The sequence below is a fragment of the Haliscomenobacter sp. genome (assembly GCF_965225875.1).
In the GTDB taxonomy this organism is placed as follows: domain Bacteria; phylum Bacteroidota; class Bacteroidia; order Chitinophagales; family Saprospiraceae; genus Haliscomenobacter.
Genome location: NZ_CBDDBS010000001.1, coordinates 139,373 through 161,876, shown reverse-complemented (window position 1 = coordinate 161,876; position 22,504 = coordinate 139,373). Strand labels below are relative to the sequence as shown.

The following is a 22,504-nucleotide window of genomic DNA, read 5'->3' as shown; positions in this document are numbered from 1 at the left end:
ACTTGCTTTGTATTCGACCCAAACAAAGGGGCAATAAAAAAATGAGCATTCATTTTTGCCCCACTACAAAGCCATGAAAAAAGAAAAATACCTGTGCATTCACGGTCATTTTTACCAACCCCCGCGTGAAAATGCCTGGTTGGAAAGTGTGGAATTACAAGATTCGGCGGCCCCTTTTCACGATTGGAACGATCGCATCAACTTCGAATGTTATGCTCCCAACACGGCGGCCCGTTTGTTGGACAATGACAAGCAGATCATCAACATTGTCAACAATTATTCCAAGATCAGCTTCAATTTTGGCCCAACTTTGTTGTCCTGGATGGAAAAAGCCGACCCGATGACTTATCAGGCCATTATTCAGGCCGATAAAGAAAGTCGTTTGGCTGGTGGAGGCAAAGGTTCCGCAATGGCCCAGGCTTACGGGCACCTGATCTTGCCTCTGGCCAATCGCCGCGACAAAGAAACCCAGGTCATTTGGGGGATCCGCGATTTTGAATACCGTTTTGGCCGCAAGCCCGAAGGCATGTGGCTGGCAGAAACTGCAGCGGATACCGAGTCGCTGGAAGTGTTGGCCGAAAATGGCATTAAGTTTACCGTACTCGCTCCCCGGCAAGGCAAAGCCATCCGCAAAATCGGGTCAGAAACCTGGGAAAACATCCCCTCGGATAGCATCGATCCCCGCCGGGCTTACCTGTGCAAATTGCCCTCTGGCCGTACGATCACCTTGTTTTTTTACCACGGAGGTGTCGCCCAGGATGTGGCTTTCAAAGGTTTGCTCAACGATGGCATCAATTTTGCCAACTCCATCGCTGGTTCTTTTGAAAACATCGATACCCCCCAATTGATCCACGTGGCTACCGACGGCGAAAGTTACGGTCACCACCACCGCTATGGCGAAATGGCTCTGGCCGCCTGCCTGGATCATTTGGAGAAAAATACCGACATTCAAATCATCAATTACAGTGCTTTTCTGGCCAAATACCCGCCACAGTGGGAAGCTCAAATCCACGAAAATAGCTCCTGGAGTTGTGTACATGGGGTAGAGCGCTGGCGCAGCAATTGTGGCTGTAATTCAGGCGGTAGGCCCGATTGGAATCAGAACTGGCGGGCTCCCTTGCGCGAAACCCTCAACTGGTTGCGCGACGAATTGATCCCCATTTATGAAAGCAAAACGGCGGGTTTGCTGAAAGACCCCTGGGCGGCGCGCAACGACTACATTCAGATCGTTTTGCAACGGGGCAATGAATCTTTGCTGCAAAAATTCATCCAGGCGCACGCTAGTAGGGCTTTAAGTGAAGCAGAAAAAATCCAGCTTCTACGCTTGATGGAGATGCAGCGGCAAGCGATGCAAATGTTCACCAGTTGTGGCTGGTTTTTTGATGAAATTTCGGGTTTGGAAACCGACCAAATCCTACAATATGCCAATCGGGCCATCCATTATGCTGAACAAGTGGCTGGCAAAGAGTTGCACGAAGCGTTTTTGGAGCGCCTGGAAAAAATGCCCAGCAATGTGTACGAAAATGGGGCAAGTAGTTACCGCAAAAACGTCATCCCGGCCCGAGTGGATTTAGCGCGGGTGGGCATGCATTATGCAGCCTCTTCTTTGTTTGAAGAATACCCGGAATACCTGGAGATTTTCAACTACCAAATGAGTAGTGAGGAATTCCATCGCTATGAAGGTGGCAATCAGCGTCTGGCTTTTGGCCGGACCAAAGTGCGTTCAAAAGTGACGCTGTCCGAAAAACATTTCAGTTTTGCCGTACTCTACCTCGGGCAACAAAACATCATCGGGCATATCTCGGTGGATATGCCACATGCGGATTTTGATGCCATGGAAGCCAAGTTGATCCCTGCATTTGAGCAAACCGACTTGGGTGAAGTGGTGGGTGTAATGCAAGACTATTTTGGCTCCGAACGTTTTACGTACTGGCACCTCTTCAACGATGAAAAGCGTAAGATTCTGGGCGAAATTTCGGAGCGCAGTCTGCGGGCCACCGAAACCGTTTTCCGTGAAATCTACAATGACAACTACCAATTGATGACCGGGATCAAATTGAGTAAAATCCCGGTTCCGGAAACCTACCTCACTGCAGTGAAGTTCATCCTCAATCACGATCTGATGGCCATGTTTTCCAATGGAAACACCTTCAGCATCCGTACTTTGAAACGATTGATTGCGGAGTTTAAAAAATGGGAAGTCAAATTGACCAATCGCCCCAGTTTACGCCTGAGCATTACAGAGCGAGTATATCTTGAATTGCAACTGATTTTGCAAGAAAAAGAAAAAGCTCTGGAAAGAATGCGCCTGCTCAACCTGGTGATGGAAAACCTCAAAGAACTGGAAATGGACCTGAACATCTGGAAAGGCCAGAATTTGTATTTTTCAGCATCCCGGCAGATGAAACGTTTCCAGTACTCCATCCATTGGTGGGCGGAGTGGACGAAATTGGGGAAACATTTGGGGGTGAAGGCGAGTGGGGAGTGAAAAATGAAAAATAAGGGGTAATGGTGGTTGTATCGCTTCCCCCCTTGTTTTTTACAATAGGCTAGTTTTTAATAAGCTTTCTAAGGTGACCCCTTAGTTCACCTTAGGGGTCACCTTAGAAAAGGCGCGCCGTTGGCGCTAATTAGTAGACTACTTTTCACTTAAAAAAAACATCCCACCCGAAGCGCAAGAGTAAGGCTCCGATTACCCCCAGAAAAAACAGCCGCACAAAACCATTCCCCCGCAAAATAGCAGTTCTGCTTCCTACGAAAGACCCAATCATGTTGCAAACCATCATCGGTAGGGCAATTTCAAAGCTGACGTACCCATGCCACAAAAAGAAGATCAGGGAAAAGACGTCGGCAACGACGTTGATGAACTTGGAGATGGCCGATCCGGTGAGGAAATTGTAGCCAATCAAACTTACGAAACCAAATACCAATAAACTACCTGTACCCGGCCCTACAAAACCATTGTAGAACCCACAACTCATACCCACCAGCAAGCCATAAACCGGAATCAGCTGCACACTAACCCGAAACTGTTCCTGGTGCCCGAGGTCCTTTTTGAAGTAGGTGTACACCGCAATGGCCACCATCAAGATCAAAATAAGGGGTTTTAGCACTTCTGAGCTCACCAAACTGGAAAACCGTGCCCCCAGAAAAGACATGGCACCAGCTCCAACTCCCCCATACAATACGGTACGCCAGGGAATAGCTACCTTGCGGGAGTATTGCCAAGCTGCTACGGCAGTACCCATAAAGGACGCAAAACGGTTGGTGCCAATGATGCGTGGCACCGAAAAACTAGGGAAAAGGATGAACATTGCCGGAGCCTGGATCAATCCACCTCCACCAACAATGGCATCTACAAAACCCGCCAACAGAGCGGCTAAACAGGCATAAATCATTGCTTTTGCTTCATTAGTAGTGGGGCAAAAATAAATGTTCATTTTTTTTAAGCCATAGTATTAGATAAGACTCTTAAATTGAACCGTTTACTTATCTAATCCTATGGCAAAATGAACATTTATTTTTTTATCGCCCCTAAGTGCCTGCAAAGGTAAGAATAGCTACAAAAGCGTCAGGTTTTCAACAGGTTCAAGCATTGTACTTTTTTATCCCACCCCAATGTAGACTTCGCCATCAAGCACCTTGACTGGATAAACGGCAATTTTGCCACAATCTCCATTCAGGTTTTCACCACTCAACAAAGAAAAAGTGCGCTTGTGCATCGGACACGCCACTTTGGGTTCGCCGTTCTCGTCGCCAATCAAGCCGCGTGAAAGGACCATTTCCATACGGTGCGGGCAAAGATTTTGGCAAGCGTACCATTCTCCCAGCCCAGCAAAGTGGAAGACGGCAATTTGTTTGTCCTGGTATTTTACACAGGCTCCGGCGTTTGGGGGGAAAGCGTGGGTCGGTCCTGCTTTGAACCAAATTTTTACTTCGGACTCCGTCACAGGGGTGTATTTGGAGAGGAGTGGTTGCATGTTGGTAAGCTTTTGAAGAATTAAAGGTTATCCCAAAGCGACATTTTTAAGCACAAAGGACACAAAGAGAGGCACAAAGAACACAAGGAAAGTGGATTTGACGTCTGTGACATTAAAATTTTTAAATTCATTGATTTGTCAACGTCTTGTCTTTGTGTTCTTTGTGCCTCTCTTTGTGTTCTTTGTGCCAATTATGTCTTTTTTGAAGCTTTGTAGCAATTTGTGTATTTACCAAGGTCTCGGCATTTTTTGCTCACGCAATTCAACAAATGCCATGTTTTCATCCGTTTCTTCACTGTTGATGAAGTGTTTGAAGCGGGCGCGGATAGCTGGATTTTCTACCGCTTCTTTCCATTCACACTGGTAATTGGCAATCAGGATGGCCATATCAGCTTCCAGTTCTGCACCGATTCCCAGGGAGTCGTGTACAATCACCTCGCGCAGGTAATTGATGCCACCTTCCATTTTTTCCAACCACGGGGCGGTACGTACAAGTGGCCCGGCTGTTTTGATGTAAAACATGAGGAAGCGATCCAGGTAGCGCAGACAGGTAGCTGAGTCAATTTTTTCGGCCAACAACACAGCGTGTTTCGGGTTGGCACCGCCATTGCCACACACATACAGGTTCCAGCCCTCTTCGGTAGCAATGATGCCAAAATCTTTGCCTCTGGCTTCGGCGCATTCGCGGATGCAGCCGGATACGCCCCCCTTGATTTTGTGCGGCGCTCGGAGCCCTTTGTACCGATCCTCCACTTCGATGGCAAAACTCACACTGTCCAACATCCCAAACCGGCACCAGGTGGAACCTACACAACTTTTGACGGTGCGCAGTGCTTTGCCGTAGGCATGACCACTTTCAAAACCCGCATCGATGAGTTCCTCCCAAATGAAGGGCAGGTCATCCAGGCGAGCGCCAAAGAGGTCGATGCGCTGGCCACCGGTGATTTTGGTGTACAGGTCGTACTTTTTAGCCACGGCTCCAATAGCGATGAGTTTGTCAGGGGTGATCTCTCCACCCGGAATGCGCGGTACTACCGAGTAAGAGCCATTGCGCTGAATATTGGCCAAAAAGCGGTCGTTGGTATCCTGAATGCCAGTTTGCGCCGAAGCAGTTTCGGCATTGATGGAAGCAAAAATGGAGGCCAGGGCGGGTCGGCACACTTCGCAGCCGTACCCCTTGCCATGTTCAGCGATTACCTCTTCAAAGGAGCTGTAATTCTTGACCTTGACGATGTCGTACAATTCTTGACGGCTGTGTGGGAAATGTTCGCAGAGGCTTTCTTTGACCGTTTTGCCCAGAGCTTTGAGGGTTCCTTTGAGCAGGTCATCCACCATGGGTTTACAACCACCACAGCCGCTGATGGCCTTGGTGCATTTGGTGATGGCCTTGAGGGTTTCGCAGCCTTCTTCACTTACGGATTGGCAGATGCGCCCTTTGCTTACACTTTCGCAGGAACAAATCACCGCTTCATCGGGCAAATCCAAAACGCTGCCAAAGGCGGATGCACCACCGGATAGTTTGACGATGAGGGCTTCTGGTTCGGGGGGTAAGGCGATGCCATTTTTATAAATTTGCAGCAACTGGTTGTAATCGCTGGCATCTCCTACCAGGATACCACCCAACAGGCGTTTACCGTCTTCGGATACATTCAGGCGTTTGTACAAACCCTTGAGTTTGTCTTCAAAAACGATAGCTCGGTGGGCAGATTGGGTGCCAAAAGCATCGCCAAAACTGGCCACGTCAACCCCGATGAGTTTGAGCGCCGTAGACAAGTCTACTTCCCCACTCATCGTTTTGTTTTTGCCTAAAATACTGCTCACTGCAACTTCGGCCATTTCATAACCTGGGGCGACCAGGCCATAAATCATACCACGGTACAAGGCCACTTCACCGATGGCAAAAATCTCGGGATCAGAGCTGCGCATGTATTCATTGACGACCACTCCACCACGGGCACCGACCTCCAGGCCACATTGCCGAGCCAGTTCATCACGAGGGGCAATACCCGCAGAAATGACCAACATTTCGGCGGGTAAAACCGAGCCATCAGCGAACTCCATGTGGGTCATTCGCTCCTCGCCGGCAATTTGACTGGTGTTTTTATTCAAGTGTACCTGAACACCCATGCCTTCGATGGCTTCCCGGAGCAAATCGCCTGCTCTTTCGTCCAACTGCCTTGGCATGAGCCGGGGCGCGAATTCCACCACGTGCGTCTCTAACCCTAAATCGCGCACAGCTTTGGCAGCTTCGAGCCCCAGCAGTCCACCTCCCAACACCGCTGCGGGTGCTATACTCCCTTTTGCAGCGAGCTTCATGCCATATTGAGTAATCTGCTCAAGATCCTCGATCGTGCGATAAACAAACACCCCTTGTTTGTCTTTCCCCGGTATGGGTGGAACAAAGGGTGCCGAGCCTGTAGCCAGAATGAGTTTATCGTATGTGAACGCAAGGCCTTTGTGGGTACAAACCAACTTTTTGTCCCGGTCGATTTGGGTCACCAATTCGCCCAGGTGGAGGGTAATGCCGTTGTTGGCATACCACTCCGCCGGAGCCAGATAAAGGTCTTGTTCGGTTTTCCCGGAAAAATAATCACTGAGGTGCACCCGGTCGTACGCCGGGCGTGGCTCTTCGCCAAAAATGTGCAGCTCATACGTACCCTGAGGGGCTTGTGCCAGCCATTTTTCGCAAAATTTATAGCCTACCATGCCATTGCCAATTACGATTATTCGCATCATGTACGTAGATTTTGTTTGGCAAAACTACGTATATTTTTAAGTAATTCAAGTATTTTTTCAAGAATTTACTTATTTTTGTGCCAATTAAAACCTAATAGTATGGTAATGCGCTGCAAAATGCCACGTTTGACGCTCGTTGGAGCAGGGCCTGGCGACCCGGATTTGATTACCCGGAAAGGTTGGAAAGCCATACAAATGGCCGATGTGGTGCTGTATGATGCCCTAATCCATCCAGATTTGTTGGCGGAAACTCCCAGCTGTGTACCTAAAATATACGTAGGGAAACGCAGTGGTGCTCATTGCGCCAGCCAAGCGGAAATCAATCAGCAAATTGTGGAAGCGGCCTACCGCTATGGTCACGTAGTACGCCTGAAAGGGGGAGACCCCTTCGTATTTGGGCGAGGCATGGAAGAGATAGAATATGCCAAACAGAAAGGCATCCAGCACATTGAGGTCATTTCAGGAATCAGTAGTTCCATTGCTGGGCCAGCCGCGGCGGGTATCCCGGTCACTTCGCGGGGAGTGAGTACCAGTTTTTGGGTGCTGACGGCAACCACAAAGGAAGGAGCGTTGGCGCCAGATATCCAAATGGCGGCACAATCATCAGCAACCGTAGTCTTGTTGATGGGGATCCGTAAAATTGAGGCCATTGCGGCATTGTTCCGCCAGTTTCGGGATGACTCGACACCAATTGCCATCATCCAAAATGCAACTTTGGAGAATCAACTCACTGTGGTAGATCAATTGAGTGGGGTAGGGGAGCGATTGGGTGAAATTGATATCCAGGCCCCTGGTATTGTGGTGATTGGAGAAGTGGTGCGTCTGGCGGAATTGAATTGTGTACAATTGATGGTACAGGCTGAGGGACAGAAAAGAAATAAAGTTACAATCTGACTGAGCTCTTTTATGATTTTGCTGCGTTACTCGTCAGTTGCGTAGGCTTGCTATGGGCCTTCCTCGTGCCTTGCCAAATCAAAAAATAGCTGAGTCAACTTTGTATCTTTATTTCTTTTCTGTCCCTAATAGAAAACACTAATTTAGTGCGGCAATAAATGAGTTGAAATTCATCACTCATTATTCATCACTCATCATTCTTTTTACCATGCCTGCATACGTCATCGTTCAAGTAAAAGTTAACGAACCCGTTGAATACGAAGTATACAAATCACTCACCCCCGCATCCATCCAAGCCTATGGGGGACGTTTTATCGTGCGGGGCGCTGCCGTTGAAACCTTGGAAGGTAGCTGGGCTCCAGGCCGTTTGGTGGTGGTGGAATTCCCAGATGTAGCTACCGCCAAAACCTGGTGGGAATCGGAAGAATATGCCACCGCCAAGGCCATTCGGCAGCGCACTGCAGAAACGGAAATGATTTTGGTGGATGGGTTTATCCCCGCATCGCTTTGATGCCAATGCGTAAACCGGCAATAAACATGGTCAAACCGGCAATAAATAGGGCAACAACTAACGTCGTCATGTGTGTTGGTTTTAGGTGAAGTAAGAAATACGGAATCATGCCTGTTTTGGATGATTGGCCGCACCGATTTTTTAGACAGAGTGCCAAATAGTGTGGTTGCAGAGTAGATAAAACTTTAACAGGAACATAACTTTTCGGGATGATTAAACCATTCTTAAAAAACATTTGTTTAAACGAATATCTTTTTTAACTTTGTCCAATGAAGATCGAAGAACTGATCAAGCAGACCAAGTTTGTTTCGCCCTTGCAAAAGGCCATACTCAATCTGATCTATACCTATAATTGGCAGGCGGATCAGGCAGCGGCGCTATTCAAGCCCTTTGGGGTTACCATGCAACAGTTCAATGTATTGCGCATTTTGCGGGGTAAATACCCTGAATTTGTGCCAGTAGGGGATGTCAAGTCGGTCATGTTGGACAAAAACCCCGACCTGACTCGCCTGTGTGATCGATTGCAGGAAAAAGGTTGGATTGAACGGGAAACCAACGCTTGTAACCGGCGCCAGGTCCTGTTGCGCATTGCCAAACCAGGCTTGGAGCTGCTCGAAAAAATGGAGCCTCTGCTGCTGCAACAAGCTGAAAAAATGGACCACCTCAGTGATGAAGAAGCCGAGCTGCTCTCCAATTTATTGGACAAACTAAGAGGGTGATTTTTTTTGCCCTGAAATTCGTTTAAACAAATTTTGTTCAACCATTAAAACAACTAAAATGTCAAGTATTGAAAAGATTGCGGCGAAAAAACTCCTTTGGGTTGCGCCACTAGCTGGGGCAATCGCTGCTGGGATCAACAGTGTATTGTTCCTGATTGGTTCGGCCATCGGCTTAGTGGACGAGTCGGTATTGGTTCCTGGTATGAATACCCCCATTACGATTGGACCGGTAATAATGTCCTCCTTTATACCTAGTTTGATTGCAGGATTGGTACTGGGCGTAATGAATTATTTCCTGAACAAGCCGTTTAAAGTGTTCAGGGTTGTGGCTTTGGTACTGCTGATTTTGTCTTTTGCCAACCCGTTTATGGGTATTCCTGGGATTCCGCTGGGCATGGGCCTTTGGTTGAATGTGATGCACGTAGTAGTGGCCGGTACGGTGGTATACTGCTTTGGTCGATTTACCGCAAAGGCATAATGCAATTGGTCATTGGAGATTGTGTTGGAAGCACCGTCCGTGCGTTCAACACAATCTCATTTTTTAAAAAGCCTTAGCAAATTTTATTGCCACCTTAAAAAAATTACCTAGTTTTACCCAATTGATTCAATCTAACATCTTTAAATAGAACGCATATATTTTATGCTCAATCTACTTCTTGCCCAGAAAGAAGGGCAATCACCTAATCATTTATTTCTGGGCACACCAAATATTGACTAAGTGATGAAAACTCAGCCTTATGCTTTGTTATGCGGTTTGTTGATCGGACTATTTTTCTCTCTTCCTCTTTTGGCTCAAACGCTAACGCCGGAAGAAATCGCGAAAAAAGCCGCAGCCGAAAAAGTGAAAAAACTAGCCTACGTCAAAAAATACTCCTGGCTCGCCATAGAGGAAATGCGTCGCACCGGAATTCCAGCAAGTATAAAACTCGCTCAAGCCATTGTAGAATCCCGTTCCGGCACCAGCCACTTGGCCACCGAGGCCAATAACCATTTTGGCCTGAAATGTGGAAAAGAATGGACAGGAAAAACCATGTTTCGCATGGATGATGATCGGGACGCCTATGGGTTTTTAATCGAATCTTGTTTTCAATCCTATGCCACCATTCGGGAGTCTTACATGCGCCACTCCGACCATTTGATGAACCCTGCCAAAATGGATCGCTACGGCTATCTTTTTGCATTGGATGTGCTGGACTATCGCGCCTGGGCAGAGGGCTTGCAGAAAGGGGGCTATTCAACTAACCCAATTTATGCCCAGATTTTGGTGCAAACCATTGAGGAATTGGCTTTACATGAATTCGATTTGCGAGCACTAAATGAAATGAATGCTGGGCGAAATTAAATTATAAAATTTCATAAGCACATAAAAAAAATGATTAGTTTTACTACATCTAAATTTTTAGTATTACGTATAGATTTTATACTTATTCTACTTCCTGCCCACCAAGAAGCATAATCATTCATTCATTTATTTGTGAACACACCTAAATCTTGACTGAGTAATGAAAATTCAGCCTCATGCTTTGCTGTGCAGTTTGTTGATTGGACTATTTTTCGCACCTCCTCTTTTGGCTCAATCCCTGAGTCCGCAAGAAATTGCGAAAAAAGCCGCAGCTGAGAAAGCGAAAAAACTTGCCTACGTGAAAAAATATTCCTGGCTCGCCATCGAAGAAATGCGCCGTACTGGTATTCCAGCCAGTATCAAGCTGGCTCAAGCCGTTGTGGAATCCCATGCAGGAACCAGCCCCCTGGCCACGGAAGCCAATAACCATTTTGGCATAAAGTGTGGAAAAGAATGGACGGGCAAAACGATTTACAAGTTTGATGACGATCGGGATGCGAATGGTTTTTTGATTGAATCCTGTTTTCAAGCCTACCCAACCATCCGGGAGTCCTACATGCGGCACTCCGACCATTTGTTGAACCCCGCTAAAATAGACCGCTACGGCTATCTTTTTGCCCTGGATGTGCTGGACTATCGCGCCTGGGCAGAGGGTTTGCAAAAGGGGGGGTATTCAACCAATCCATTGTATGCCCAGATTTTGATACAAACCATCGAGGAGTTGGCTTTAAGGGAGTACGATTTACGGGTACTCAATGAACTGAATACTGGGCGAAATTAAACGGGTTGGTCAAAAGTATTAACAAAAATCATTGACAGTCAATTTATTCCTCATTTTGTAGGCATTTGAATGTCTGCACTTTGGTATTGGGCTAAACAAACATCCCTTAGCTCCGTGCCAGAACCATGCTACATTTTCCGCCCCTTCCTGAAAATACCCGCCTCTTTTTGCGCGATACAGGTGAAATGAGCCGGTTCATTGGCCGTTTTTTTGCAGAGGGTCTACGTCCGCGCTACGAAGTAGCCGAATTCATCCACCAGTGTTTTGCCATTGGGTATAAGTCATTGCCTTTGATCGGACTAACGGCTTTCATCATTGGCCTGGTGCTCACCATGCAATTGCACCCCACGATGGTGTATTATGGAATTGAGGCCCAGATTCCGGCGATGGTGGGCATTGCCATCATCCGTGAAATAGGCCCGATTTTGACTGCCTTGATTTTTGCCGGGAAAATTGGCTCAAGCATTGGCGCTGAACTGGGTTCGATGAAGGTGACCGAGCAGATCGACGCCATGGAGGTTTCAGGAACCAACCCCTTCAAATACCTGGTGGTAACCCGCACTTTTGCCGCCATGCTCACCCTTCCATTTCTCGTCATCATTGCCGACGCCATCTCTTTGTATGGTTCTTATTTGGGGGTTAACATTTACGAAAACCTGAGTTTTCACCTCTTTTACGAAAAAATCCTGGACTACCTCTTTTTTATGGACATCCTGCCTGCATTCATCAAAACCTTCTTTTTTGGTTTTGCAGTAGGCATTATTGGCTGTTTCAAGGGGTATTATTCCAATAAAGGCACCGAAGGGGTAGGCCGCTCTGCCAACTCGGCGGTAGTGGTATCCTCCGTAGCCATTTTTATCCTGGACCTGATCGCTGTACAGATCACTGACTTATTGTAAGATGAAAAAGCAAGCTGATTCAGCCGTAGCGGTTATTCGGATTCACGATCTTTGTAAGTCTTTCGGGACCAATAAAGTGCTGGATCACTTCAATCTGGAATTGCACCAGGGCGAAAGCCTGGTTGTGTTGGGTCGCTCTGGTTCGGGTAAGTCGGTTTTGATCAAATGCATCATTGGTTTGATTGAACCGGATCAGGGCAGCATTGAGGTGCTGGGGCAAAATGTACTGGATTTGGACCATATTGGACTGGATAAAATGCGGACCCAGGTGGGCTTTTTGTTCCAAAGCAATGCCCTGTACGATTCGATGACGGTGCGTGAAAACCTGGAATTTCCGTTGCGGCGCCACTCATTCAACTTGAGCCAAGAAGAAGTGAACAAATTGGTGATGGAGGCCCTGGAGAGTGTAGGTTTGGAACACACCGTGGACCTGATGCCAGCTGAACTTTCCGGCGGCATGCGCAAACGCATCGCCCTGGCCCGAACCCTGATTCTCAAACCCGCAATCATCCTCTACGATGAACCCACTACTGGACTGGATGCCATCACCAGCCTGGAAATCATTGCACTGATGAAATCCATCAATGAACGCTACCAGACTTCCTCCATCATCATCACCCACGACATGAAATGTGTGAAACTGGCTGCCGATCGGGTTGCCATGCTGATTGATGGAAAATGTTACGCTGAAGGGACTTACGATACCCTGCGACAATCAACTGATGAAAAAATTCACCCATTCTTTCAATAACAGACCATGAAAACTCAAACTACGGATTCGGTAAAGCTGGGCATGTTTGTATTAACTGGAATTGTAGTGCTTATCCTGACCCTGTACATGATTGGCAAAAACCGGGGCATGTTCACCGACAGTTTTGAGCTCAAAACCCACTTCAGGGCCGTCAATGGATTGATCTCCGGCAACAATATCCGGTACGCCGGGATTGAAATCGGCGCGGTGGAAAGTGTCGTTTTTTTGAATGACACCACCATTGAAGTGAACATGAACATCCAAACCAAAATGCGGGGCATCATTCGGCGCAACGCGGTGGCCAGCTTGGGCACTGATGGATTGATTGGCAATCGGGTGGTCAATATTTTCCCGGGGCTGGGCGAGGCCCCTTTGGCCAATGTTGGAGACGTATTGCCCTCCCAGGAGGAAGTGAGCACCGACGCGATGTTGAGAACCCTAACGCATACCAATGACAATATTGCCGCTATCGCTGAAGATTTGCGCCTGACTGTACACCACGTCAGCACCAGCGCACAGTTGACCCGCTTGCTGGACGATTTATCTTTGAGCAACGAACTTAAAGCTTCCCTGCAACACTTGCACGAGACTACGGAACAAAGCGCTGCTTTGATGTCGGAAGTGAACCGGACTTTTGCCAAAGCCACTAAAAATGAGGGCACTCTGGCCACCTTATTCACCGATACGACCATGGCCAGACAGTTCAAACAAACCCTGCAAAACATTCAAACAGTAGAAGGCAATGCCAACCGTTTGGTGCAAAATCTGAATCATACCCTCTCCTCTGTTGATAAAGACCTCAATCAAAACAAAGGGACCCTGGGGGTACTGTTGAAGGATACTACCTTAAGCAATAGCCTGCGGCATACGCTCAATAATGTGGAGGAGAGTACGGATGCGCTGAAGTTGAATATGGAGGCGCTGAAGCATAATTTTTTGTTCAGGGGGTATTTTAAAAAAATGGAGAAACAGAAAAAGCAATGATTATCAGGGAGAGGCCAAGTGAAACTGGTGGATCAAGGCAAATTAAATAAATGACTGACTTTCATCATTGTGAACTGTTTGTAATGGGTTGAACTTGAGATAAATACTTCTTCAAAACTAAATGGCATGAAAAAACAAACCGGAATCTGGCTTGACCTGCGCAATGCGTGGATCATCAATCTTCCCGCTACTGAGGATGGTGCCGTTGAAATGCAACACCTCCTATCTGAAATCGATGAAAGCGGCCCAACGGGAGGCACCCGCAGCAAAGCGCCATGGGGACACCAGGGAGGGGACAACCAAAGTAGTAAAGAGGAACATCGCCATCATGAGGAAGATGACTATTTTCATAGTATTTTAGAACTCATCCCCCCAGCCACGGACGATGTTGTCATTTTTGGCCCCTCCAAGGCTAAATATGGCCTTCAAAACCTACTGGAAAAACAGCACAAGGCTCCAAAAATCAGGGGTATTGAAAGTGCAGGCCAAATGACCATCAACCAAATGAAAGAGTGGGTGCTGGACTTTTTTTGTCGTTCAGCGGTGCGGAAATAGGGCGTGTCACAGGTATACTCAGGGCATAAAGTTCAGGGAATTGGTATCGCTAACATGCCGATTTAATACCACAAAATAAAAAACTCAGACAATGTGCTTTTCAACAACTGCTAGTTTTGGGGCAGGGGTCATTCTTTCAGGCGCAGGTATACTCGCTGCAAAAAAGGTGACAGAACCTAAACAGAGGATGTTCGCCGCAATTCCTGCCATTTTTGCCATCCAGCAATTTACAGAAGGATTTGTCTGGTTGTCCCTAACCCAGGAATCCTTTGCCAGCTGGCTTCGCCCCGCAGCATTTGTGTTTTTGTTTTTTGCCGAGGTCCTTTGGCCTTTGTGGATACCTTTGGCGATGTTGAAACTCGAAACCAGGGCGGAGCGAAAACAAATTTTACGCTTTTTGTCTGGATTGGGCTTGGTCTTTGCATTGCATACCCTGTATTATTTGATGACCAATGCTTTTGAAGCACAAATATCGGAATATCATATTGGGTATACACTTCATTTCCGTTCGAGCTTCGTCATATTTACCTGGATTGTTTATGGCATCCTGACTGTCGTGCCCACTTTTGTTTCCTCCGTTCCAAAAATGTGGATCGTAGGTGTGCCCATGACTGCGTCCTTTTTTATTGCCAAAATTCTTTACCCAAATAATGTCATTTCGGTTTGGTGCTATTTTGCAGCGATCATTAGCATCATTGTGGTAATACAACAAATGGAGATGAGTAAAAAACTGATGTTTAGGCCTAAATCCCAAACATAGACTAACACAGCAAGCTATTTTAGCAGTCTTCTTAATCGATGCCCTTTCCCGTCATTCAATAGTAGCGTTTTGGTTTCATCGTTAAACCTGAATGAAATGAAAAATATACGCTATTTACCGGTTGTGGGGATGATTTTGTGTTTGTACACACATTCAGGGATTGCACAAACTGATTTGTCCCTATTGCGTGATCTGGCCGAGGAAAATAAAAAATCTGTCGAAGCACTCGTTTTGTATCCCGCCGAAACGCGCCTGGCCATCCTCCAGGCGACCAAAAGCCCGGAAATTTTGATCAAGATGCAAAATATGCGCGAAAAAACCAGCGCAGCGTTTCGTACCCTCATCGAGGATTTTCCCCGCAGTACTCAGGCCGTATTTTACGATTTGAACCGTTACCCAGGGCTCGTGGAGTCGCTCGTCCAGCAAAAAAATGACCAGGGGGCGATTCTCAAATTGCTACAGGTGCTACCTGCTGATCGGATAGAAGAGACTTCTGGCGTAGTCAATCGGCAAATGTCCACCTTGATCCAAATCAATGACCTCAGCCAGACAACCCGGCGGGCTTTTGAACGGCTCATTGCCGGGTATCCTCTTCCTGCCCAGCAGGCATTTACCCATTTACTGGCTTTACCCGAGGTCATTGATTTGCTGAACGAGGACCTCCGCTTCACGATAATGGTTGGTGATGTTTACCGCGAAAACCCGGATTGGGTCATCCAAAAAATGGACTCGCTAAATCTGAATGTTGCGCGCGCCCATGCCGAGGAATTAAAAAATTGGAAAGCCAGTATCGAAAACGACCCCGAAGCCAAACTGGAATTACAAGCTGCCGCCCGTGAATATGCCGCTGAAAATGGTTATTCCATCGAAAGTGAGGAAGGGAACAGTGACGATGTGTATGTTTTTGACGATGTGTATTATGACCAGGAAGAGGGCAGCCGTCGTACCGATCGACAAATCGTAAACCATTATTACGACCCTTATCCATACTGGTACGGTTATCCCTGGTGGGAGCCTTACCCCCGTTGGCATCCCTATCCCTGGTGGTGGGATTGGGGCGCTTATTTCCGTCCGCGAAGTGTGGTGGTCGTCTATTTGCCTTCTTATCATTTTATGCACTGGTATTTCGACCGCCCGCAACACCACGATCGTTACAACCGGCTTTCTACCCATTTTGTCCAACACTATTATGGTTACCGCAGCTCGGGAACTACCATTTCCACAGGGGTTAGAGACTGGCAGGAGCGCAACCGGAGGATCATATCCAATGATTTTATTACCCCGCAAAAAGAGTTATCCGAACGACTCAGAGAGTTTGGCCGCTTCGAGCAAGGCTGGCGGGAATTAAATACCAAGAACCCCACCAGAACCATTACTCCAGAAGAGTTTTTGGATAAAAACAGCCAGAAATATCCTCAAATTCTGCTTTCCCGCGAAAGGGCCAAAACGGAAATCCAACACGAAACGACGGTCAAACGGGAAAGAAATGCTGATTGGGCACCACCCAAAGTTCCGGTTTTACCCGAACCCATTCCTGGTCCACGAACGGAGCAACCCGCCAAACGAAAGGTAACTCCAGACCGTAAGCCGAATCTCCCCAGCACAGAGAAACCAATCCTCCGTGAACCTCGGCCAGCGCCAGTGCCCCGTACCAAACCGGATGAGGCGAAAGATTATCATCGGCAGAAGTGGGAGGAGACGAGCCCGAGGAGGGAGCCTCGGCCAGGGGTGACGGTGCCAGTGCCAAAGAAGGAAACAAGGCCGGTTCCGGTGCCTAAGTCGGGGGGTAGGGTGCAGGAAAAGCAGAATTGAGGGAGAGAGAATGCACTGGTCGGAGTCCGCAAACAGTGCATTCTTTTTTAGTTTCCTAAAGTCAAAATTTCAATACCATTTCTTCACCCCACCCCCTCCATAAACACCCCAATCTCCTCCGCCACCGCCTTATTGTTCATGCTATGCCCTAATCCATTGTACCCTTCAAACCTGCTTTTTTTCCAGATCGCGGCCAACTTCTGCCCTTCCGCAAACGAAGCGACTTCATCACAGGCGTCGTACATCATCAGGCCGGGGGTTTTGTTTTTTTCGGCAAAATCATAGAGGTTGAACGAATCGACGGGAACACCAAACTGGTCGTTGATGGCGATTTCCATGCCCTGCATGGCGCGCTCGCTCAGGTGTAGAATGGAATTAAAATTGTTCAGCACCCGGCGCAGACTGCAAGGCGCGGCAATTACCACCCCGCCATGTACAAAGGCAGGTTTGAATTCAGAGAGGTAATACATCAGCGCCATGCCTCCTGCCGAATGCCCGGCGATGAAGTTGGGTTGGAAATGTTCCGCTACAACTTTGAGCACCAGGGCGTACCAATGGGCATCAAAACGTTTGCCGCTGGTAGCACCGTGTCCGGGGGCATCCAGTGCGATGATGCGGTAGTTTTTTTTCTTAAAAACATTGATAAAGGTACGCCAACGGGCCGAATTGCTCTCCCAACCGTGGGCCAGTAAGATGCTTGGTCCAGTACCTTCCCATAGATAGGTTTGAATGTCGAGCCCTTCGGCTTGGATGGTTTCCCATTTGGCGCCCGCCAGAAAAGTTTTGTCCTGCTCGCGCAGGCGACCTTTGTGCGGGGTACGGAAAATATCCAGGGCTTTGCGCCCGGCCCAACCTAGCGAAAACAACGCAATGGTATTGATTTGAAAACGCAAGAGGCCGATGGCCAGTTTGCGAAAAAATTGACGCATGGCAAAAAAATTAAGACGATACTTAGTAGTGGGGTAAAAATAAGTGTTCATTTTGCCAAAGGATTAGATAAGCCACTTGAAGTGAACCGTTTACTTATCTAATCCTTTGGCAAAATGAACACTTATTTTTTTATTGCCCCTTATGTTGCAAATATCGCCTTAATTTTTACTCCATTTGGTTTTATTTTACCAGCCTCCCCCCAAAGCACGGTACACATTCACCCTGGCACTCAACTGCTTCATCCTGATTTCGATCAGTTCCATTTTGGATTCCAGCGCTTCGCGTTGGGTCAGCAAAACTTCCATGTAGTCAGCCCGGGCGGATCGGAACAAGCTATTGGAAATGTTGATGGACTGCGTCAGGATATCCACCTCTCTGGCTTTGGTGCTGTAGCTATCCGCAAAATTGCGCATGCCAGAAAGCTGATTTACTACCTCAATATAGCCATTCAGTATTGAACGCTCGTAATTGTATACTGCCTGGACTTGCGTGGCATTGGCATTGAAATAGGTCGCTTTGATGGCATTTTTGTTGACCAAAGGCGCCATCATGTCGCCAGCCAGATTTACCAAGATGGACTCCGGATTGATCAAATAAACCGGATTAAATGCCTGAAAACCCAGACCCGCCCTGATCCCGAATGAAGGATAAAAATTGGCTTTGGCTACACTGATGTCAATTTTAGCCGCTTCCAATTCCAGTTCAGCCTGCCGGATATCCGGTCGGTTTTCCAACAACTGGGAAGGCAGCCCGGCCAGAACCGAATCCACAGGTGCAGAGTTATAGGAAGCGGAGCTTCTGATAACCGGTTGAGGGAAACGGCCAACTAGAAAATTGATCCGGTTTTCAACCTCCACAATCCGTTGGCGAATTTCGTATTGCCGATTCTGGGTGTTCAACACCTGTGCTTCAAAGCGGTTGACCGCCAACTGAGTAACCTTGGCCGCTTCTTTTTCCTGCTTGATGATGCCCAGGATGTTTTGCTGAATGCCAATGTTGGTGTTGATGATGTCCAGCTGGTTATCCAGAGTCATCAGTTCATAGTAGGAATTGGCAATTTCAGCGACCAGATTAGTCACCAGAAAATTTTTCCCTTCGATCGAAGCAAAGTAACGGCTGACTGCGGCTTTTTTGGCATTGCGGAGTTTGTGCCAAACGTCCAACTCCCAGGACGCATACACGCCCCCCATCAGGTCGGTCAATGGTTCTGGAAACTCCTTACCCGGTTTGATCTCCAGGTTTTTTTCCACCGCTCCATCCCGCGTGTACCGGCCTACTTTCTCCGCGCCCAAACCTGCGCCGACATTGACAAAGGGGCGGTACTCCCCCGCTCTGGCCATTACTTCGTTGTTCCTGATGTCAATTTCCTTTTTGACGATATTCAGTTCCTGATTTTTGACCAGCGCTGTATCAATCAGCTTGATTAAATTAGGATCGGAAAAATATTGTCGCCAATTCGGGCGGTTTGCCGCCAGGCTGTCCACTGCCTGGTTAAACCGTGCAGGAGTAGTTTTGTTTTCCGTTTTTAGTACACCTGCATCTGGTACTTTGCATCCCCATAAGCTGGTCAGCAGGAGTGCAAAGGCGATCCATTTATAACTCCTCATCTGACTTTTCATCTTTGGTGCGGATTTTCTTGATGAATTCTTTGATTGTCGAAGTTTCGTCCCAGTGTTCCACCAGGTCTTCGCTCAGTGGGTTCTCATCCTCGTCCTTAATGAGCTTTCTGCCTTCGGCTATTTTGCCAAAAATGTAGTACAGGCCCGGCACAATGATGACCCCAAAAATGGTGCCGATTAACATACCTCCGAGGGCAGAGGCGCCAATGGTGCGGTTGCCAATGGCCCCAGGTCCGGTAGCCCTTACCAGCGGGATCAGACCAGCAATAAAAGCAAAGGAAGTCATCAGGATTGGTCGGAATCGAGCTTTCGAGCCTTCAATAGCGGCTTCCAGCACAGACATACCCTGCATGTGCTTTTGTACCGCAAACTCTACAATCAAAACCGCGTTTTTGCCCAATAAACCCATGAGCATGATGATGCCAATTTGTGCATAAATGTCATTGGCCAAACCCATGAACTTCAGCAAAATCAATGAACCAAAAATCCCGACTGGCAGGGAAAAAATGACCGCAAGTGGAATGATAAAACTCTCATACTGAGCCGCAAGTACCAGGTATACGAAAATCACTACCACTATAAAAATATAAAGAGCTTCATTGCCCCGTTTGGCTTCATCGTAGGAAAGGCCCTCCCAGGCGATGTCATAACCTTGAGGAAGGTTCTCCTTGGCTACTTCCTGGATCGCAGTGATGGCATCTCCACTGGTAAAACCAGGCCCCGGAACCCCCCGGATAGATGATGAGGTGTAGAGGTTAAAGCGGGTAATTTCATTGGGCCCCTGCGTTTTGCGCAAACTCATGAATGAAGAGTAGGGCACCATTTCGTCGCGGTTATTTTTTATAAAAAGATTCAGGATGTCCGAAGGTAGTTTTCGGTATTCTGGCGCAGACTGGGTATAAACCTTGAAAAAGTTGCCAAAACGGACAAACCCCTGCTCATAAGTACTGCCGATGAGGATGTCCAGGTTATCCATAGCTTTTCCAATGGATACCCCTTTTTGCATGGCCAGTTTGTTGTCAATGACCAATTCATACTGTGGGTAATTGGCGGCAAAAAAAGTGAACAAGCCGGTCAACTCTTTTCGTTTGCGCAGGGCATTCATAAAATCGGTATTGATTTTATCAAAGTCCTGGTAGTCTACCGTACTATTTTTGTTCAACAGCCTTAAGGAAAAACCATCCGAGGAACCATACCCAGGAACAGCTGGTGGTTCAAAAAATTCGATCACTGCGCCCAGGTTTTTGGTTTTTTCCTCCAGTTCCTCTACTATTTCAAAAACGGATTGTGATCGGTCCGACCAATCCTTCAGGTTGATGATACAGGTACCTGCGTTGGAGCCGCGCCCCTCGGTAAGGATCTCATAACCAGCAAGTGAAGAAACTGATTGAATGCCTTCTACCTCTTCCGCGATATTCTGGAGCTCGCGCGAAATTTGGTTGGTTCTTTCAAGGGTACTCCCCGGAGGCGTTTGAATAATGGCATAAATCATGCCCTGATCCTCATTGGGAATAAATCCAGATGGAATGCTTTTGTTTGCCGAAAAAATACCAAAACCAAAAGCGGCCAGGATCAAAAAAGTAACCAGTCGCCGATTAACAATCAGCTTAAGGAGGTCGGTGTACCGATCGGTCAATTTATCAAAGCGGCGGTTAAACCAACTGATGAACAGGTCAACTGGCGTTTTTTTGCGCGCTTTACCGTAGTGATTTTTCAGGATCATGGCGCTCAATATCGGCGTAAGGGTGAGTGCTACTACTCCCGACAGGACGATGGAACTGGCCATGGTGATGGAAAACTGGCGATAAAAAATCCCGACAGGGCCAGTCATAAAAGCAACTGGCACAAATACCGCCGTCATAATCAGCGTAATCGCGATAATGGCTCCACTGATTTCGTTCAGTACCTCCTGCACGGCTTTGTAAGGCGTCAAATGTTTGGTTTCCATCTTGACGTGCACCGCTTCAACAACCACAATCGCATTGTCCACCACAATACCAATGGCCAAAACCAGGGCAAACAACGTAATCAAATTGATGGTTAGCCCGAACAGCTGCATGAATAAAAAGGCACCAATCAAGGAAACTGGCACGGCCAGGGTAGGAATGAGGGTTGAGCGCCAATCGCCCAGGAAAAGGAACACCACCAGGGCCACCAGGATGAAGGCTTCTACCAAAGTATGCATCACCTTTTCGATAGAGGCCCCAACAAACTTGGAAACGTCATAATTGATTTCATAATCCATCCCCGGAGGAAAGTCTCCTTCCAATTCCTTCAATTTTACCTTTACCTGCTCGATTACCTTGCTGGCGTTGCTACCAAAGTTTTGTTTGAGTACGATGGAAGCCGAAGGGTACCCGTCTTTGTTGCAATAAATGTCAAAAAACTCACTACCCAACTCAACTTCGGCAACGTCCTTTAATTTCAGCACCTCGCCACTTGGATTGGCTCGAATGATGATGTCTCCGTATTCCTCCGGTTTGTTGAACCTGCCTTTGTAGGTCAACACAAATTCCAGGGATTGAGCTTTTTTTCCGGAGCTTTGGCCGATCCGACCCGGTCTTCCGATTACACTTTGCTCACTTACCGCCTCCATCACTTCTTCCGTAGAAATATTGTAGGCCCGCATGCGGTCGGGTTTCAACCAAATGCGCATGGCATACTGGCGGCTTCCCAATATCTGAGCGCGCCCCATCCCACTGATGCGTTGTAATTCTGGCAGGATTTTAACGTTGGCGTAGTTGTACAAAAACTTCTCATCAGCGTGTTTATCTGTACTGTAGAGGTTGACGTACATCAACATACTGGGCTGAATAGGCGTGATGATTACGCCTTCCCGTTGCACCAAGGGCGGCAGGTTGTTCATGACCTGGTCCACCCTTGTTTTGACGTTCACTACCGCAGCATTGGGGTCGGTATTGGGTTCGAACACAATTTGAATGGTCGCCTCCCCGGCACTGGTGGCATCAGAAATGATGTATTGCATGCCTTGAACCCCGTTGATGGCCCGCTCCAGTGGGATCAGGGTAGATTGCACCAATACGTCGGCACTTGAGCCAGGGTAGGCGATAAAAATATTAACCCTGGGTGGTGCAATCTGGGGAAATTGTGATACTGGCATGGTGTTGCTCGCCAATATCCCCAGAAAAGTGATGGCCAAAGAAATGGCAATGGCCAACACCGGTCTATGGATGAATTTGCTAAACATGTTTCAGTGATTTAGGGATTCCT

General features: G+C 47.6%; 19 protein-coding genes. 13 read left to right on the top strand and 6 right to left on the bottom strand.

Features of this window, described 5'->3' with window-relative positions:
* The first annotated feature begins 73 nt into the window (after positions 1-73).
* Positions 74-2,488, top strand: coding sequence for a DUF3536 domain-containing protein (locus ACO08K_RS00620; protein ID WP_421794446.1), 2,415 nt, complete (start codon positions 74-76; stop codon positions 2,486-2,488).
* 157 nt (positions 2,489-2,645) lie between these two features.
* Here ACO08K_RS00620 and ACO08K_RS00615 read toward each other — a convergent pair whose 3' ends face one another.
* The 3 genes from ACO08K_RS00615 to nirB form a co-directional block, all read right to left on the bottom strand.
* Positions 2,646-3,440: a sulfite exporter TauE/SafE family protein gene (locus tag ACO08K_RS00615; RefSeq protein WP_421794445.1), complete on the bottom strand. Its 795-nt coding sequence runs from the start codon at positions 3,438-3,440 to the stop codon at positions 2,646-2,648.
* Between the two features lie 165 nt (positions 3,441-3,605).
* A complete protein-coding gene (gene nirD / locus ACO08K_RS00610; protein WP_421794444.1) occupies positions 3,606-3,980 on the bottom strand; it encodes a nitrite reductase small subunit NirD in 375 nt (124 codons plus the stop codon).
* 228 nt (positions 3,981-4,208) lie between these two features.
* Entirely contained in the window at positions 4,209-6,716 is a 2,508-nt protein-coding gene (gene nirB, locus ACO08K_RS00605; RefSeq protein WP_421794443.1) for a nitrite reductase large subunit NirB, read from the bottom strand.
* Between the two features lie 99 nt (positions 6,717-6,815).
* Between nirB and cobA the strand changes: the two genes are divergently transcribed.
* The 12 genes from cobA to ACO08K_RS00545 all read left to right on the top strand — a co-directional run bounded on the left by cobA (position 6,816) and on the right by ACO08K_RS00545 (position 16,724).
* On the top strand, positions 6,816-7,610 hold the full coding sequence (gene cobA / locus ACO08K_RS00600) for a uroporphyrinogen-III C-methyltransferase (protein ID WP_421794442.1): 795 nt from the start codon (positions 6,816-6,818) through the stop codon (positions 7,608-7,610).
* 208 nt (positions 7,611-7,818) lie between these two features.
* Positions 7,819-8,121, top strand: coding sequence for a DUF1330 domain-containing protein (locus tag ACO08K_RS00595; RefSeq protein WP_421794441.1), 303 nt, complete (start codon positions 7,819-7,821; stop codon positions 8,119-8,121).
* 269 nt (positions 8,122-8,390) lie between these two features.
* Positions 8,391-8,840: a MarR family winged helix-turn-helix transcriptional regulator gene (locus ACO08K_RS00590; RefSeq protein WP_421794440.1), complete on the top strand. Its 450-nt coding sequence runs from the start codon at positions 8,391-8,393 to the stop codon at positions 8,838-8,840.
* Positions 8,841-8,898: 58 nt separating this feature from the next.
* Positions 8,899-9,318, top strand: a complete 420-nt coding sequence (locus ACO08K_RS00585; protein WP_421794439.1) for a DUF6069 family protein — start codon at positions 8,899-8,901, stop codon at positions 9,316-9,318.
* 243 nt (positions 9,319-9,561) lie between these two features.
* Complete coding sequence (locus tag ACO08K_RS00580; RefSeq protein ID WP_421794438.1) at positions 9,562-10,182, top strand: glycoside hydrolase family 73 protein; 621 nt, start codon at positions 9,562-9,564, stop codon at positions 10,180-10,182.
* A gap of 160 nt (positions 10,183-10,342) precedes the next feature.
* On the top strand, positions 10,343-10,963 hold the full coding sequence (locus ACO08K_RS00575; protein WP_421794436.1) for a glycoside hydrolase family 73 protein: 621 nt from the start codon (positions 10,343-10,345) through the stop codon (positions 10,961-10,963).
* Between the two features lie 125 nt (positions 10,964-11,088).
* On the top strand, positions 11,089-11,862 hold the full coding sequence (locus tag ACO08K_RS00570) for an MlaE family ABC transporter permease (RefSeq protein ID WP_421794435.1): 774 nt from the start codon (positions 11,089-11,091) through the stop codon (positions 11,860-11,862).
* Position 11,863: 1 nt separating this feature from the next.
* The gene (locus tag ACO08K_RS00565) at positions 11,864-12,613 is read left to right on the top strand and encodes an ABC transporter ATP-binding protein (protein ID WP_421794434.1); all 750 of its coding nucleotides are present in this window, start codon (positions 11,864-11,866) and stop codon (positions 12,611-12,613) included.
* 6 nt (positions 12,614-12,619) lie between these two features.
* Positions 12,620-13,597, top strand: a complete 978-nt coding sequence (locus ACO08K_RS00560) for an MlaD family protein (RefSeq protein ID WP_421794433.1) — start codon at positions 12,620-12,622, stop codon at positions 13,595-13,597.
* A 126-nt stretch (positions 13,598-13,723) separates the two neighbouring features.
* Positions 13,724-14,152 carry a hypothetical protein gene (locus tag ACO08K_RS00555; protein WP_421794432.1) on the top strand — a complete coding sequence of 143 codons (429 nt, stop codon included), beginning with the start codon at positions 13,724-13,726 and terminating at the stop codon, positions 14,150-14,152.
* A 91-nt stretch (positions 14,153-14,243) separates the two neighbouring features.
* Complete coding sequence (locus tag ACO08K_RS00550) at positions 14,244-14,912, top strand: DUF6629 family protein (RefSeq protein ID WP_421794431.1); 669 nt, start codon at positions 14,244-14,246, stop codon at positions 14,910-14,912.
* A 96-nt stretch (positions 14,913-15,008) separates the two neighbouring features.
* Positions 15,009-16,724 carry a hypothetical protein gene (locus ACO08K_RS00545; protein ID WP_421794430.1) on the top strand — a complete coding sequence of 572 codons (1,716 nt, stop codon included), beginning with the start codon at positions 15,009-15,011 and terminating at the stop codon, positions 16,722-16,724.
* An 83-nt stretch (positions 16,725-16,807) separates the two neighbouring features.
* Here ACO08K_RS00545 and ACO08K_RS00540 read toward each other — a convergent pair whose 3' ends face one another.
* The 3 genes from ACO08K_RS00540 to ACO08K_RS00530 form a co-directional block, all read right to left on the bottom strand.
* On the bottom strand, positions 16,808-17,653 hold the full coding sequence (locus ACO08K_RS00540) for an alpha/beta hydrolase (protein ID WP_421794429.1): 846 nt from the start codon (positions 17,651-17,653) through the stop codon (positions 16,808-16,810).
* A gap of 186 nt (positions 17,654-17,839) precedes the next feature.
* Positions 17,840-19,261, bottom strand: coding sequence for a TolC family protein (locus tag ACO08K_RS00535; RefSeq protein ID WP_421794428.1), 1,422 nt, complete (start codon positions 19,259-19,261; stop codon positions 17,840-17,842).
* Positions 19,248-22,481, bottom strand: coding sequence for an efflux RND transporter permease subunit (locus ACO08K_RS00530; RefSeq protein ID WP_421794427.1), 3,234 nt, complete (start codon positions 22,479-22,481; stop codon positions 19,248-19,250). The genes ACO08K_RS00535 and ACO08K_RS00530 overlap by 14 nt, the downstream gene beginning before the upstream one ends.
* Between the last annotated feature and the right edge of the window lie 23 nt (positions 22,482-22,504).

Excerpts from the sequence above, each read along its gene's own strand:
- ACO08K_RS00620 (WP_421794446.1), top strand. The coding sequence starts at position 74 with ATGAAAAAAGAAAAATACCTGTGCATTCACGGTCATTTTTACCAACCC.
- ACO08K_RS00615 (WP_421794445.1), bottom strand. The coding sequence starts at position 3,440 with ATGAACATTTATTTTTGCCCCACTACTAATGAAGCAAAAGCAATGATT.
- nirD (WP_421794444.1), bottom strand. The coding sequence starts at position 3,980 with ATGCAACCACTCCTCTCCAAATACACCCCTGTGACGGAGTCCGAAGTA.
- nirB (WP_421794443.1), bottom strand. The coding sequence starts at position 6,716 with ATGATGCGAATAATCGTAATTGGCAATGGCATGGTAGGCTATAAATTT.
- cobA (WP_421794442.1), top strand. The coding sequence starts at position 6,816 with ATGGTAATGCGCTGCAAAATGCCACGTTTGACGCTCGTTGGAGCAGGG.
- ACO08K_RS00595 (WP_421794441.1), top strand. The coding sequence starts at position 7,819 with ATGCCTGCATACGTCATCGTTCAAGTAAAAGTTAACGAACCCGTTGAA.
- ACO08K_RS00590 (WP_421794440.1), top strand. The coding sequence starts at position 8,391 with ATGAAGATCGAAGAACTGATCAAGCAGACCAAGTTTGTTTCGCCCTTG.
- ACO08K_RS00585 (WP_421794439.1), top strand. The coding sequence starts at position 8,899 with ATGTCAAGTATTGAAAAGATTGCGGCGAAAAAACTCCTTTGGGTTGCG.
- ACO08K_RS00580 (WP_421794438.1), top strand. The coding sequence starts at position 9,562 with ATGAAAACTCAGCCTTATGCTTTGTTATGCGGTTTGTTGATCGGACTA.
- ACO08K_RS00575 (WP_421794436.1), top strand. The coding sequence starts at position 10,343 with ATGAAAATTCAGCCTCATGCTTTGCTGTGCAGTTTGTTGATTGGACTA.
- ACO08K_RS00570 (WP_421794435.1), top strand. The coding sequence starts at position 11,089 with ATGCTACATTTTCCGCCCCTTCCTGAAAATACCCGCCTCTTTTTGCGC.
- ACO08K_RS00565 (WP_421794434.1), top strand. The coding sequence starts at position 11,864 with ATGAAAAAGCAAGCTGATTCAGCCGTAGCGGTTATTCGGATTCACGAT.
- ACO08K_RS00560 (WP_421794433.1), top strand. The coding sequence starts at position 12,620 with ATGAAAACTCAAACTACGGATTCGGTAAAGCTGGGCATGTTTGTATTA.
- ACO08K_RS00555 (WP_421794432.1), top strand. The coding sequence starts at position 13,724 with ATGAAAAAACAAACCGGAATCTGGCTTGACCTGCGCAATGCGTGGATC.
- ACO08K_RS00550 (WP_421794431.1), top strand. The coding sequence starts at position 14,244 with ATGTGCTTTTCAACAACTGCTAGTTTTGGGGCAGGGGTCATTCTTTCA.
- ACO08K_RS00545 (WP_421794430.1), top strand. The coding sequence starts at position 15,009 with ATGAAAAATATACGCTATTTACCGGTTGTGGGGATGATTTTGTGTTTG.
- ACO08K_RS00540 (WP_421794429.1), bottom strand. The coding sequence starts at position 17,653 with ATGCGTCAATTTTTTCGCAAACTGGCCATCGGCCTCTTGCGTTTTCAA.
- ACO08K_RS00535 (WP_421794428.1), bottom strand. The coding sequence starts at position 19,261 with ATGAGGAGTTATAAATGGATCGCCTTTGCACTCCTGCTGACCAGCTTA.
- ACO08K_RS00530 (WP_421794427.1), bottom strand. The coding sequence starts at position 22,481 with ATGTTTAGCAAATTCATCCATAGACCGGTGTTGGCCATTGCCATTTCT.